The following is a 13,394-nucleotide window of genomic DNA, read 5'->3' as shown; positions in this document are numbered from 1 at the left end:
ATGACTGGCAAGGGCCCGGGCAATTGACTATAAGTCATTGAGATTGGAGTCATTCCAGAAATCGCGGCTCTTTCGCTCGGCCCCATCTGCCCGGAAACCGCGTCAGCAGCAAGAAGGGCGGATCATCATGACCTCGATAGACAGCTTCAAATCCAAGTCGACCCTCACCGTCGGCGACCGGACCTATACCTATTATTCCATCGCCGAGGCGGAAAAGAACGGCCTTCCCGGCATTTCCCGGCTGCCCGGCTCGATGAAGGTGGTGCTGGAGAACCTGCTGCGCTTCGAGGACGACCGCACCGTCAAGAAGCAGGATATCCTGGCCATCGCCGAATGGCTCAAGACCCGCACCTCCGAATATGAGATCCAGTACCGCCCGGCGCGGGTGCTGATGCAGGATTTCACCGGCGTGCCGGCGGTGGTGGACCTGGCCGCCATGCGCGACGCCACCGCTAGGCTGGGCGCCGATCCGCAGAAGATCAACCCGCTGGTGCCGGTGGATCTGGTCATCGACCATTCGGTGATGGTGGACAGCTTCGGCACGCCGCTGTCCTTCGCGCAGAATGTCGAGCTCGAATATGAGCGCAATGGCGAGCGCTATGAATTCCTGCGCTGGGGCCAGTCGGCCTTCGACAATTTCCGCGTCGTGCCCCCCGGCACCGGCATCTGCCACCAGGTGAACCTGGAATATCTGGCCCAGACGGTGTGGACCAAGGACGAAAACGGCGAGACCGTCGCCTATCCCGACACGCTGGTGGGCACCGATTCGCACACCACCATGGTCAATGGCCTGGCGGTGCTGGGCTGGGGCGTGGGCGGCATCGAGGCCGAGGCGGCCATGCTGGGCCAGCCCATCACCATGCTCATCCCCGAGGTCGTCGGCTTCAAGCTGACCGGCCGGATCAACGAGGGCATCACCGCCACCGACCTGGTGCTCACCGTCACCGAAATGCTGCGCAAGAAGGGCGTGGTGGGCAAGTTTGTCGAATTCTTCGGGCCGGGCCTCGACTATCTCAGCCTCGAGGATCAGGCCACCATCGCCAATATGGCGCCCGAATACGGCGCCACCTGCGGCTTCTTCCCGGTCGATGCCGATACGCTCAAATATCTGGCCACCACCGGGCGCGATCCCGAGCGCGTGGCGCTGGTGGAGGCCTATTCCAAGGCCCAGGGCATGTTCCGCACCGCCGAGACGCCCGATCCGGTGTTCACCGACACGCTGGAGCTGGACCTTTCCACCGTCGTGCCCTCCATGTCCGGGCCCAAGCGCCCGCAGGACCGCGTGGCGCTCAAGGACGCCGCATCCGCCTTCGCCCAGGTGCTGCCCGAATTGTCCGGCGGCCGCATCGAGCGCACCCGCCTGCCGGAAGACAAGCAGGAATCGCGCTTCGTCGACGAAGGCGCCACCGGCGTCGACGACATTCCCGAGGAGGCCGCCTTCCCGGTCAAGGGCGAGAGCTTCGGGCTCGAGGACGGCCATGTGGTGATCGCCGCCATCACCTCGTGCACCAATACCTCCAATCCCTCGGTGCTGGTCGCGGCCGGGCTCGTCGCCCGCAAGGCGCGGGCGCTGGGGCTCAACCGCAAGCCCTGGGTCAAGACCTCGCTGGCGCCCGGCTCGCAGGTGGTGACCGATTATCTCACCGCCGCAGGGCTGCAGGACGATCTGGACGCCATCGGCTTCAATCTCGTCGGCTATGGCTGCACCACCTGCATCGGCAATTCCGGCCCGCTGCCGCAGGCCATTTCCGACTGCATCAACGAGAACCAGCTGGTGGCCTGCTCGGTGCTCTCGGGCAACCGCAATTTCGAGGGACGGGTCAATCCGGACGTGCGCGCCAACTATCTGGCCTCCCCGCCGCTGGTGGTGGCCTATGCGCTGGCCGGCTCGCTCCATGTCGACGTCACCACCGAGCCCCTGGGCACGGACCGGGACGGCAAGCCGGTCTATCTCAAGGACATCTGGCCCACCAATCACGAGATCGCCGAGATCGTGCGCGAGCATGTCAATGCCGAGATGTTCCGCTCGCGCTATTCGGACGTGTTCAAGGGCGACGAGCACTGGCAGGCCATCGCCGTGGAGGGCGGCCAGACCTATGGCTGGAATTCCGCGTCCACCTATGTGCAGAACCCGCCCTATTTCGACGACCTGACCATGGAGCCCAAGCCGGTGGCCGATGTGGAGGGCGCGCGGGTGCTGGCGCTGTTCCTCGATTCCATCACCACCGACCACATCTCCCCGGCCGGCTCGTTCAAGGCCGCGACGCCGGCGGGCCAGTATCTCACCGAGCGCCAGGTGGCCCCGCGGGACTTCAATTCCTACGGCGCCCGCCGCGGCAATCACGAGGTGATGATGCGCGGCACCTTCGCCAATATCCGCATCAAGAACATGATGCTGGACGGGGTCGAGGGCGGCTTCACCAGGGGCCCCTCCGGCGGGCAGATGCCGATCTACGACGCGGCCATGGCCTATCAGGCCCAGGGCACGCCGCTGGTGGTGTTCGCGGGCAAGGAATATGGCACCGGCTCCTCGCGCGACTGGGCGGCCAAGGGCACCAATCTGCTCGGCATCAAGGCGGTCATCGCCCAGAGCTTCGAGCGCATCCACCGCTCCAACCTGGTGGGCATGGGCGTCATCCCGCTGCAGTTCAAGGAGGGCGAGAGCTGGCAGAGCCTCGGGCTCGACGGCTCGGAAACCGTCGATATCGCCGGGGTGGCCGAGATCGAGCCGCGCGCCATGGTCAAGGTGAAGATCACCCGCGCCAATGGCGAGGCGCTCGAGATCGAGACCCGCTGCCGCATCGATACCGCCAACGAGCTCGACTATTTCAAGAGCGGCGGCATCCTGCACTACGTGCTGCGCAGCCTGGTGGCGGCATAGAGCATCGGACCGGAAAGTGCGCAGCGGTTTCCGGACCGATCCGATGCGATCATAAACGGCATGGAGCGCTCGATCCGATTTTATCGGATCGTTCGGCGCTCCGGGCTCGAGAATGGCGGTCCCGGGGGGCCGCCATTTTTTCTCACGGGGATCGCCATGCGCGCAACACGCGCTCTCACCCTCTTTTGACTAGGCAGGGCGGCCGGCTCCGGCCTACAACCATGCCCATGTCCGCCCGCCTCCTCGTCGGCCTCATCCTGGGTCCTGCCATCTCGCTCGCGCTTGCCGGCGCGCCCGCGGCCGGGGACGCGCGGGAAAATCCCAAGGCGGTGGTGGAATTGTTCACCAGCCAGGGCTGCGCGTCCTGCCCGCCCGCCGATGCGCTGCTCACCAGCCTGGCCCAGCGCGAGGACGTGGTGGCGCTGGCCTATCACGTCGATTACTGGGACTATATCGGCTGGGAGGACACGTTCGGGGACAAGGGCTTTTCCGATCGCCAGCGCGCCTATGCGCGTAGCTGGGGCTCCTCGCGCATCTTCACCCCGCAAATGGTGGTCAACGGCGCCGAGGGCGTGGTGGGCTCGCGCCGCGATGCGGTGCACGACGCGGTCACCTCGGCGCAACTGCCCCTCGCGGTCGGGCTGGAGGCGCATGGCGACATGCTCCGCGTGGTGGTGCCGGCCGATCCCGGCCTCGAGGATGCGGTCATCTGGCTGGTCAGCTATCTGGACCGGGCCGATGTCGTCATCGAAAGGGGCGAGAACGCCGGCAAGACCATGGTTTACACCCAGGTGGTCACCGGGCGGCAGATCGTGGGCATGTGGGAGGCAGAGGCGGGCGCCGAGATCAAGCTGCCGCTCACCGAGCTGGGCCAGGCCGACCATGCCGGCTTCGCCGTCCTCGTGCAGCAGGAGCGCAACGGCCTGCCCGGCCCCATACTGGGCGCCGCCGCCTATAGTTTTTGAAGCCTGTTACGAGCTCGCGGTTTTCCAAGATATCCTTCCCGCTCACGGTGTCATTCCCGCGAACGCGGGAATCTCCGTTCCCCTTCCGCCGATCGAACAGGGATTCCCGCATGCGCGGGAATGACCCGGTGGGAAGGCGGGAATATCGCCTCGTAACGAGATGACGCAGAGGAAAAACCTGCAACAGGATTTTCCGAAAAAAAAGCGCCCGTTCCGGGGGCTGGAACGAGCGCGACTGACTTTCGGTCAACTTGAAAAGGGAGGCTGGCAACCGGACGTCTTGGTTTGGGGGCTCGGTCGGTCCGGTTGCCAGCCACTGGAGGCAATGCTTGGAAGATGCCGGGTCAATGGGGCGTGGTCAGGGAAAAAACATGGCTGAAATGGGGAATTTTGGCCCCTTGCCTAAAGCGGCGAATGAGCCGATCATGACGGCGAGGTGACACAGGATAGAGGGCCGCGTGCAGGGTCCCCCCGATAAGTCCAGGCGCAATCTGGCACTGGTGCATGTGGGTGAGCCGCAGGCGCATCCGGGGCGGAGCGTGGCGCCGGTCATCGCCTTCGACCGCCGCGAGCTGATGCAGATCCTGTCGGTCTATGGCCGCAAGGTCGCGGCGGGGGAATGGCGCGACTACGCCATGGACTTCCTCAAGGACCGGGCGCTGTTCTCCATCTATGCCCGGGTCTCCGAGCGTCCGCTCTTCGTCGTCGAGAAAGATCCCCGCCTGCGCCAGCGCCAGGGCCAGTACATGGTGGTCAACCAGCAGGGCCGCATCCTCAGGCGCGGCCATGACCTGGCGCAGGTGCTGCGGGTGCTCGATCCCGACCTGATGGTGGTGGGATAGGGCAGCTCCCGCATGTTCTGAAACCGGCCCCGCCTATAGCATCTTTTGCAGATGCACGACGTCGTGCCAGCGGTCGAACTTGAACCCCACGCCGGTGAAATAGCCGACGCGCTGGAAGCCGAAGCTTTCGTGCAGGCGCACCGAATTGTCGGTGTCGGCGGTGATCACCGCCAGCATCTGCCGGAAGCCGGCTGCCCTGGCCTGGAGCAGCAATTCGCCCAGCAGCAGCCGGCCGATGCCCTTTCCGGTCTCGGCCGGATCGAGATAGATGGAATCCTCGGCGGTGAAGCGATAGGCGGCGCGGGGGCGGTAGAAGCTGGCAGAGGCATAGCCCAGGACCGCGCCGGCCCGCTCGGCCACGATCAGCGGATGGCCGAGCAGTTTCAGCCCGGCATATTTCTGCGCGATCTCCGCCTCGCCGGGCGGCTCGATATCGAAGGTGGCGGCGCTGGTCTCGACATAATGGCGATAGATCGCGGTGATGGCGGGAATGTCGGACCAGGAGAAGGTGCGAAGGACGATATCGGTCATTTGAGCCACGCGCAGGAAAAAGGGGCCGCGGCTTTTTGTAAGCCGCGGCCCCTTTTGGCGTCCAAACAATTCGCCCGCTTCGTGCGAGCCTTTTCCCTTACTCGCGGTTGCCGAACAGGCGCAGCAGCATCAGGAAGAGGTTGATGAAGTCGAGATAGAGCGAAAGCGCGCCCATGATGGCGTTCTTGGTCATCACGTCGGCGCCATAGGCTTCCGAGTAGCTTTCCTTGATCTTCTGGGTGTCATAGGCGGTCAGCCCGGTGAAGATCAGCACGCCCACCACGGAGATGACGAACTCCATCATCGAGGACTGCATGAAGATGTTCACGATCGAGGCGATGATGATGCCGATAAGGCCCATGAACAGGAAGCTGCCCATGCCGGTCAGGTCGCGCTTGGTGGTGTAGCCGTAAAGGCTCATCGCGCCGAAAGTGGCGGCGGTGATGAAGAACACCTTGGCGATGGAGGTGCCGGTATAGACTAGGAAGATCGAGGACAGCGACAGGCCCATCACGGCCGCGAAGGCCCAGAACACGGCCTGCGCCGCGCCCACCGAGAGCTTGTTGATGCCGAAGCTCAGCACCAGCACGAAGGCCAGCGGGGAGAGCATGAGCACCCAGGCCAGGGGGCTCGCATAGAGCAGTTCGGCATTGGCCTGGCTGGCCATTGCCCACTGGCTGGTGAAATAGGCGACCAGGCCGGTCACCACCAGCCCGAGGCCCATATAGTTGTAGACGCGCAACATGTAGCTGCGCAGGCCCTCGTCGATGGCCAAGGCCGAGCCGGCCCGCGCATTGAGGGTCTGACGGTCATATTCAGCCATTCAGGTTTCCTTTCCCAATAGAAGCAGCGGTTCAGTGACCGCCGGGGGCAATTGGCGTTGCCACTTGCGGGGGAATATGGGGAGTGACCGGTTGATTGACAAGAAGAAATGGACGCCTGCGACACCGGGACTGGCCCGTTGAACCGATTGTGTTAGGGTCGGGGGACGAATCGCGGACCCGAGGAAGATCAGGATGCCCCGGCTGTTCACCGGCCTCGAAATCCCCGCCGATGTCGAGTTCGCCCTGTCGCTGAAGCGGGGCGGCCTGTTCGGCGCCCGCTGGATCGATCCGGAAAACTACCACATCACCCTGCGCTTCATCGGCGATGTCGACGGGCAGACCGCCGACGAGGTGGCTTCCGGCCTCGACCGGCTCTCCAATTCGCTGCAATTTCCCGTGCGGCTCACCCATCTCGACATTTTCGGCGGCGACAAGCCCCGCTCGCTGTTCGCCGGGGTCGAGCCCAGCGTGGCGCTGACCCGGCTGCAGGCGGCGCATGAACGCGTGTTGCAGCAGATCGGGCTGGCGCCCGAGGGCCGCAAATTCGTGCCCCATGTCACCCTCGCGCGGCTGCGCGGCACCGCGCCCGAGGACGTGGCCCGCTTCATCGCCGAAGCGCCGCGCTTCGAGGCGCTGAGCTTCGTCCCGGCGCGCTTCGTGCTGTTTTCCAGCCGCGATTCGGTGGGCGGCGGCCCCTATCTGGTCGAGCAGGGCTATCCGCTGGCGGCGTAGCGAAAATCCGCCCGCCCCCGGGGGCGGCGTCGGATCGCGACATTGTTAGCGCGCCGTTAACCCTTGCGGCCCAGAGCTGCCCCGTCGGCCCGGCCCATGCCCCAATGCCGCCGCCTTTGGCTTTCATTTGAGGCAAATGCCTGCTTTTTCCAGCGGGTTTGACACCTTGGTAACCATGTTCGGGCCAGACTGGGCGGGCAGCGAAGCTTTCGAACAGCAGCAAGACAAGAGGAAGAATTGGTGATGACGACGAAAACCGGCAGCCTCGCAATCGGGCTCGCGGTCGCTTCTGTCATGGCGCTGGCGCCCGCCGCCCAGGCACAGCAGGCGACCGAGCTGGGCACTTTCAACGCCTGGTCGGCCTATACCGCATCCGATCAGAGCGGGCTGTTGTGTTTCATCATTTCCGAGCCGATCCGCAGCGAGCCCTCGGGCGTCAACCGCGATCCGGTCAAGTTCCTGATCGTGCACCGCAAGGGCATGGGCTCCAAGAACGAGGTCCAGACCCAGATCGGCTATCCCTACAATACCACCGACGCCAAGGCGAGCGCCGCCGTCGACGGCAAGAGCTATGTCATGGCGGCGCGCGGCTCGACCGCCTGGCTGGCCTCGAGCGGGGACGAGCCGGGCTTCGTGTCCGCCTTCAAGGCCGGCAACCAGATGGTGGTGCGCGGCACCAGCCAGCGCGGCACCGATACGGTCGACACCTATTCGCTCGCCGGCGCCACCGCGGCGATGAACGCCATCGACGCGGCCTGCCAGTAAAGGCTTGCCCCGCCCGCGGGAAACACCCTAACTGGGCGCCGGCCCCGCCGCCGCCCGGACCCTTGCCAAGAGCCGACCAGCCATGACCCGAACCGCCCCGCTATCGCTCGCCCTCCTGCTTGCCCTCGCCGCCGCCCTGCCGGCAGAGGCGCAATCGGCGCGGGTGCTGGGCGATTTCCGCGACTGGTCGAGCTATGCGGCCGATGATGGCGGCGGCACGATCTGCTTCGCCATGACCCGGCCCAAGAGCACCGAGCCGACGCCGGCCGGCTATGGCGAGGCCTATCTCTACGTCACCAACCGGCCGGGCGAGGACGTGGCGAACGAGTTCAACGTCGTGGCCGGCTACACCTTCCAGACCGGCTCCATGGCCATCGCCCGGGTGGGCGGGCAGGAATTCCCCCTCTTCACCCAGGGCGACGCGGCCTGGCTCGACGATGCCGCCCAGGCCGCCAATCTGGCCGCCGCCATCCGCGCCGGCGCCAATATCGTCATCGAGGGCACCGCCGCCGACGGCGCGCGCATCGTCCAGACCTATTCGCTTTCCGGCGCCACCGCCGCCCAGCAGGCCACCGGCGCCGAGTGCTGAGGCGGCCCGCTCGAGTCCGCCTCCCGCCGGCGTGACTTTGCGCTTTGGCCGGTCCTGTGATATTGGCCGCCCACTTCCCGCATCCTTCGAGCTCCCGTGCCTGCCATGAGCATTGCGCTGAACCTTGACCATTCCAGTGCCGTCCGCCCCGCTTCGGCGAGCCGGCCCTCGTTGATCGGCCTCTCCAAGCACGAGCTGGCCGAAACGCTCGTCGCCCATGAGGTGGTGCCGGAAAAGGAAGCGCGCATGCGCTCGAGCCAGTTGTGGAACTGGCTCTATGTCAACGGCGTCACCTCGTTCGAGCGCATGACCAATATGGCCCGCCCGGTGCGCCAGAAGCTGGGCGACGTCTTCACGCTCGACCGGCCCGAGATCGTCAGCGAGCAGGTGTCGGTCGACGGTACGCGCAAATGGCTGTTCCGCTTCCGCGATCCGCAGAACCCCAATTTCCCGCCGGTCGAGGTGGAAACCGTCTATATCCCGGAAAGCGACCGGGGGACGCTGTGCGTCTCCTCGCAGGTGGGGTGCACGCTGACCTGCTCGTTCTGCCATACCGGCACGCAGAAGCTGGTGCGCAATCTGACGGCGGGGGAAATCCTGGGGCAGGTGCTGATGGCCCGCGAGCGGCTGGGCGATTTCCCCGGCGGCAGCCGGCCCGACGATGGCGGTCTCGTGCCGGGCGGAGAAAGCCGCGCCATCACCAATATCGTCATGATGGGCATGGGCGAGCCGCTCTATAATTACGACAATGTGAAGCAGGCCCTGCTCATCGCCTCGGCGGGCGACGGCATGGCGCTCTCGAAGCGCCGCATCACCCTCTCGACCTCGGGCGTCGTGCCCTATATCGAGCCGACCGGCCGCGAGATCGACGTCATGCTGGCCATATCGCTGCATGCGGTGCGCGACGATCTGCGCGACGTCCTGGTGCCGATCAACAAGAAATGGCCCATCGCCGAGCTGCTCGAGGCCTGCCGCACCTATCCCGGCCTTTCCAACGCCCGCCGCATCACCTTCGAATATGTGATGCTGGACGGGATCAACGACAGCGACGCGGAGGCGCGCGAACTGGTGCGGTTGCTGGCCGGCATCCCGGCCAAGATCAACCTCATTCCGTTCAATCCCTGGCCCGGCTCCAATTACGGCACCTCGCCCTCGAGCCGCATCGAGCGCTTCGCCGACATCGTCAACCGCGCCGGCTATGCCAGCCCGGTGCGCACCCCGCGCGGCCGCGACATCTTTGCCGCCTGCGGACAGCTCAAAAGCGAGAGCGAACGCCTCAGCCGCAAGGACCGCGAGGCGTTGCTGGCGTTGTAATGGCGGCGCTGGTCCCCGAGCTTTCGGTGTCCGACATCGCCGCCAGCCGGCGCTTTTATTGCGACTTGCTGGGATTTTCGGTGCGTTACGAGCGTCCCGAAGAGGGGTTTGCCTATCTGGCGCTGGGCCCGGCCGAATTGATGCTCGACCAATTGGGCAAAGGCCGGGACTGGCTGACCGGGCCATTGCAGGCCCCGTTCGGGCGGGGCGTCAATTTCCAGATCGAGGTTGCGGCCATCGATCCACTCCTCCAGCGGTTGGCCGCGGCACACGTAAAACTGTTCCAGCCGGTGGAGACGAAAACCTATCGCACCGCGACGGGCGCCCTGACGCAACGCCAGTTCTGCGTCGAGGACCCCGACGGCTATCTGCTGCGCTTCTTTGAACGGCTGATATGATCGGCCACGGGCCATTGCTGGCAATCCTGCTCCGATAGCTTATATTCGGGCAATGGAGGCATGATGAAGGTTTCCGTACAAGTCGCAGAGACGAAGCTGTCCGAACTGATCGATGCCGCCCTTTCCGGAGAGGAAGTGGTGATCGACAAGGACGGCCTGGCAGCCGTAAAAATCGTCCCGATCCAGAAATCGAAGCCATTCAAATTTGGATTGCTGGAGGGCAAGGTCGGAACGGTTCCCGACTTTTTCGAACCCATGGGTGAGGATGATCTTACTGCATGGGAAGGCGGGCCTTGAGCAGTGTGCTGCTCGATACCCATATTTGGGCTTGGTCACTCGTAAGTCCGAAAAGCCTGTCGCAGAATGCAATGGAAGCTATTGGTTCTGCTGGGAGTGTTTGTGTCAGCACGATCTCACTGTTTGAGATTGGCCAAAAAGTGCGGCTCGGCAAATGGGACGCCATGGCGCCTTATGTCGATCGGCTGATCGGACTTGCCGACGAACAGAGGGTCTCGCTGATTCCGGTATCGTCCGCGATAAGCCTCACCGCAGCGACACTGGATTGGTCCCATCGGGACCCGTTCGACCGGCTGATCTGTGCGACTGCGCTGGTGGAAGCCCTGGTGCTGATAAGTGCGGACGATGCCTTCGACAATCCAGTCATCGCGTCCCAATTGCCGGGCCGTATTCGGTAGCTATTCCGCCGCCACCCAATCCACGCTCCAGCTCCCCCGCCCCTCCTCGCCCAGCAGGTCCGCCAGGGCCGGCAGCAGCGCTGCCATTTCTGCTTCCAGCACGAAGGGCGGGTTGACCACGATCATGCCGGTGCCGTGGAGGCGCGGCGGGGTCGCGGGGCGGCGGACGCGCAGCTCCAGCCGCAATATTTTGCGGATTCCGGTGGCCTCGAGCGCCTTCACATAAGCCGCCACCTCGTCCGGCGCCTTGAGCGGATACCAATAGGCGTAGATGCCGCCGGGCCAGCGTTTGTGGGCCTTTTCGAGGCTCTGCACCATGCGCGCGAATTCACCCTTTTCCTCGAAGGGCGGGTCGACGAGGACGAGGCCGCGCTTTTCCTTGGGCGGCAAATGGGTGCCCATGGCGGCCCAGCCGTCGAGCCGCGTCACCCTGGTCTGGATGTCGCCGGCGAAATTCTCCTTCAATGCCTCGGCGTCGGCCGGATGCAGCTCCAGCGCCATCAGCCGGTCCTGTCCGCGCAGCATGTGGCGGGCGATGAAGGGCGAGCCGGGATAATAGCGCAACACGCCATCGGGGTTCTGCGCCCGCACCGCCGCGAGATAGGGTGCGGCCAGTGCCGCCGCCGCTTCGGGCAGGCCGCGCTCGACCAGGGGGGCGATGCCCTCCAGCCATTCGCCGGTGCGCTCGGCCGCATCGGCGTAAAGATCGTAGAGCCCGACCCCGGCATGGGTGTCGATGACGCGGAAGGGCGCGTCCTTGCGCGTCAGATAGGCGATAATGCGGGTGAGCACGAGATGCTTGACCACGTCGGCGAAATTGCCGGCATGGAAGGCGTGGCGGTAATTCACTTGCGGCCTTCGGTGAACAGGATGGCGGCGGCGAAGCCGGCAAACACGGCGGCGAAGCTCCAGTTGAGCGCCCGGCCCACCCATTGGCTCTCCCGCAGCGTCCGGGTCAGCCATTCGGCGAACAGGATCACCCCCACCACCACCGGCAGGGAGACGATGACGAATTCGGCGCCGAGAAAGATCAGCTTGCCCGCCGCTGCCGGGTCGCCCGCCGAGACGAATTGCGGCAGGAAGGTCACGAAGAACAGCGCCACCTTGGGATTGGTGAGATTGATGCCCAGCCCGGTGAGGAAGCTCCGGCGCAAAGGCGGGCTCTCGCCGTCCTCCCGCACCACGCTGATGCCGGTGCCGGCGCGGATCGCCTGGATGGCGAGCCATGCGAGATAGAGCGCGCCGGCGATCTTGAGCGCCCAGAACAGGGCCGGCGCGGTGACGATCAGCACCGAGATGCCCAGCGCCACCAGCAGCGTGTGCACGCCGATGCCGGTCAGCGCGCCCAGAAGGGTGACGAAACCATGCGTCCGGCCCCAGTTCATGGTGCGTGACACGAACAGCGCCATGTCCGGGCCCGGCGTCACCGCCAGCAGCAGCGCGGCCAGGGCGAAGGCGAGGATGACGGGCAGGTCGGGAACGAAGGCGGGCATGGCGGCGGTCTCGGGCAAGAATCTTGCGCGCGGACAATTGCACCAATGCGCCTGTCTGACTAGGGTGCGCCCGATTTCGGGCCGTTCCCGGCCGTCACCAAGAAGATGCGACACAATGGCGAATGACATCAGAAAAGTCGTGCTGGCCTATTCGGGCGGGCTCGATACCTCGATCATCCTCAAATGGCTCCAGGAAACCTATGGCTGCGAGGTGGTGACCTTCACCGCCGATCTGGGGCAGGGCGAGGAGCTGGAGCCGGCCCGCAAGAAGGCCGAGATGTTCGGCATCAAGGATATCCGCATCGAGGATTTGCGCGAGGAATTCGTGCGTGACTTCGTCTTTCCCATGTTTCGCGCCAATGCCCTATACGAGGGGCTTTATCTCCTGGGCACCTCCATCGCCCGGCCGCTGATCGCCAAGCGTCTCGTCGAGATCGCGCGGGAGACCGGGGCCGACGCCATCTCCCACGGCGCCACCGGCAAGGGCAACGACCAGGTGCGGTTCGAACTGGCCGCCAATGCGCTCGACCCCTCGATCAGGGTCATCGCGCCCTGGCGCGAATGGGACCTGATGAGCCGCACGGCGCTGATCGACTATGCCGAGAAGAACCAGATCCCGGTGCCCAAGGACAAGCGCGGCGAGGCGCCGTTCTCGGTCGACGCCAATCTGCTGCACACCTCCTCGGAGGGAAAGGTGCTGGAGGATCCGGGCATGGAAGCGCCCGACTATGTGTTCCAGCGCACCGTCGATCCCGAACGGGCCCCCGACACGCCGCAACATGTCCGGATCGGCTTCGAAAAGGGCGATGCGGTGTCGGTCGACGGGGTGCGCCTGTCCCCCGCCGGCCTGCTCGAAAAGCTCAACGAGCTGGGCGGCAGGCACGGTGTGGGCCGGCTGGACCTGGTGGAAAACCGCTTCGTTGGCATGAAGTCGCGCGGGGTTTACGAGACGCCCGGCGGCACCGTCCTCTGGCACGCCCATCGCGGCATCGAATCGATCACGCTCGATCGCGGCGCGGCCCATCTCAAGGACGAGCTGATGCCCAGATATGCCGAGCTCATCTATAACGGCTTCTGGTTCTCGCCCGAGCGCGAAATGCTGCAGGCGCTGATCGACAACAGCCAGGAATTCGTCACCGGCGAGGTCACCGTCAAGCTCTACAAGGGCTCGGCCAATGTGGTGGCGCGCACCTCGCCCTACAGCCTTTATTCGGAAGACCTCGTCACCTTCGAGGAAGGCGCCGTGGCCTATGACCACAAGGATGCCGAAGGCTTCATCCGCCTCAACGGCCTCCGGCTCAAGACCTGGGCCGCCCGCAACGCCAGGGCGCGCGACTGAGCCCCTCCCGTAGGACGCGGGCGGGC

15 protein-coding genes are annotated in these 13,394 nt (G+C 65.1%); 11 read left to right on the top strand and 4 right to left on the bottom strand.

Features of this window, described 5'->3' with window-relative positions:
• The first annotated feature begins 127 nt into the window (after window positions 1-127).
• From acnA to ACFOOL_RS05085, 3 genes are all read left to right on the top strand, one after another.
• Window positions 128-2,881, top strand: coding sequence for an aconitate hydratase AcnA (gene acnA / locus ACFOOL_RS05095; RefSeq protein ID WP_380095471.1), 2,754 nt, complete (start codon window positions 128-130; stop codon window positions 2,879-2,881).
• Between the two features lie 227 nt (window positions 2,882-3,108).
• Complete coding sequence (locus ACFOOL_RS05090; protein ID WP_380095470.1) at window positions 3,109-3,846, top strand: DUF1223 domain-containing protein; 738 nt, start codon at window positions 3,109-3,111, stop codon at window positions 3,844-3,846.
• A gap of 458 nt (window positions 3,847-4,304) precedes the next feature.
• On the top strand, window positions 4,305-4,688 hold the full coding sequence (locus ACFOOL_RS05085; protein WP_380095468.1) for a DUF2794 domain-containing protein: 384 nt from the start codon (window positions 4,305-4,307) through the stop codon (window positions 4,686-4,688).
• Between the two features lie 33 nt (window positions 4,689-4,721).
• Here the strand turns inward: ACFOOL_RS05085 and ACFOOL_RS05080 are convergent, their stop codons facing one another.
• Window positions 4,722-5,219, bottom strand: coding sequence for a GNAT family N-acetyltransferase (locus tag ACFOOL_RS05080; RefSeq protein ID WP_380095466.1), 498 nt, complete (start codon window positions 5,217-5,219; stop codon window positions 4,722-4,724).
• Between the two features lie 97 nt (window positions 5,220-5,316).
• Complete coding sequence (locus ACFOOL_RS05075) at window positions 5,317-6,042, bottom strand: Bax inhibitor-1/YccA family protein (protein ID WP_380095464.1); 726 nt, start codon at window positions 6,040-6,042, stop codon at window positions 5,317-5,319.
• Window positions 6,043-6,235: 193 nt separating this feature from the next.
• On the opposite strand from ACFOOL_RS05075, the gene thpR reads away from it, so the two are divergent.
• From thpR to ACFOOL_RS05040, 7 genes are all read left to right on the top strand, one after another.
• Window positions 6,236-6,775 carry an RNA 2',3'-cyclic phosphodiesterase gene (thpR, locus tag ACFOOL_RS05070; protein ID WP_380095462.1) on the top strand — a complete coding sequence of 180 codons (540 nt, stop codon included), beginning with the start codon at window positions 6,236-6,238 and terminating at the stop codon, window positions 6,773-6,775.
• A gap of 243 nt (window positions 6,776-7,018) precedes the next feature.
• Complete coding sequence (locus ACFOOL_RS05065; protein ID WP_380095460.1) at window positions 7,019-7,540, top strand: invasion associated locus B family protein; 522 nt, start codon at window positions 7,019-7,021, stop codon at window positions 7,538-7,540.
• 82 nt (window positions 7,541-7,622) lie between these two features.
• Window positions 7,623-8,129 (top strand): invasion associated locus B family protein, encoded by a 507-nt coding sequence (locus tag ACFOOL_RS05060; protein WP_380095458.1) that lies wholly within the window; start codon window positions 7,623-7,625, stop codon window positions 8,127-8,129.
• Window positions 8,130-8,234: 105 nt separating this feature from the next.
• A complete protein-coding gene (rlmN, locus tag ACFOOL_RS05055; protein ID WP_380095456.1) occupies window positions 8,235-9,443 on the top strand; it encodes a 23S rRNA (adenine(2503)-C(2))-methyltransferase RlmN in 1,209 nt (402 codons plus the stop codon).
• Complete coding sequence (locus ACFOOL_RS05050; RefSeq protein WP_380095454.1) at window positions 9,443-9,841, top strand: bleomycin resistance protein; 399 nt, start codon at window positions 9,443-9,445, stop codon at window positions 9,839-9,841. Before rlmN ends, ACFOOL_RS05050 begins: the two co-directional genes overlap by 1 nt.
• A gap of 63 nt (window positions 9,842-9,904) precedes the next feature.
• Window positions 9,905-10,138: a type II toxin-antitoxin system Phd/YefM family antitoxin gene (locus ACFOOL_RS05045; RefSeq protein WP_380095452.1), complete on the top strand. Its 234-nt coding sequence runs from the start codon at window positions 9,905-9,907 to the stop codon at window positions 10,136-10,138.
• Window positions 10,139-10,143: 5 nt separating this feature from the next.
• Window positions 10,144-10,536, top strand: a complete 393-nt coding sequence (locus ACFOOL_RS05040) for a type II toxin-antitoxin system VapC family toxin (RefSeq protein WP_380095921.1) — start codon at window positions 10,144-10,146, stop codon at window positions 10,534-10,536.
• Here the strand turns inward: ACFOOL_RS05040 and ACFOOL_RS05035 are convergent, their stop codons facing one another.
• Both ACFOOL_RS05035 and ACFOOL_RS05030 read right to left on the bottom strand, forming a co-directional pair.
• Window positions 10,537-11,385: a 23S rRNA (adenine(2030)-N(6))-methyltransferase RlmJ gene (locus tag ACFOOL_RS05035; RefSeq protein WP_380095450.1), complete on the bottom strand. Its 849-nt coding sequence runs from the start codon at window positions 11,383-11,385 to the stop codon at window positions 10,537-10,539.
• Window positions 11,382-12,047: a LysE family translocator gene (locus ACFOOL_RS05030; RefSeq protein WP_380095449.1), complete on the bottom strand. Its 666-nt coding sequence runs from the start codon at window positions 12,045-12,047 to the stop codon at window positions 11,382-11,384. Before ACFOOL_RS05030 ends, ACFOOL_RS05035 begins: the two co-directional genes overlap by 4 nt.
• Window positions 12,048-12,144: 97 nt before the next feature.
• Between ACFOOL_RS05030 and ACFOOL_RS05025 the strand changes: the two genes are divergently transcribed.
• Window positions 12,145-13,368: an argininosuccinate synthase gene (locus ACFOOL_RS05025; protein ID WP_380095447.1), complete on the top strand. Its 1,224-nt coding sequence runs from the start codon at window positions 12,145-12,147 to the stop codon at window positions 13,366-13,368.
• Window positions 13,369-13,394: the final 26 nt, after the last annotated feature.

The organism is Devosia honganensis (genome assembly GCF_042648785.1).
Lineage (GTDB): Bacteria > Pseudomonadota > Alphaproteobacteria > Rhizobiales > Devosiaceae > Devosia > Devosia honganensis.
Note: the sequence above shows the minus strand (reverse complement) of the source record. Positions and strands in the feature narration are given on the sequence as shown.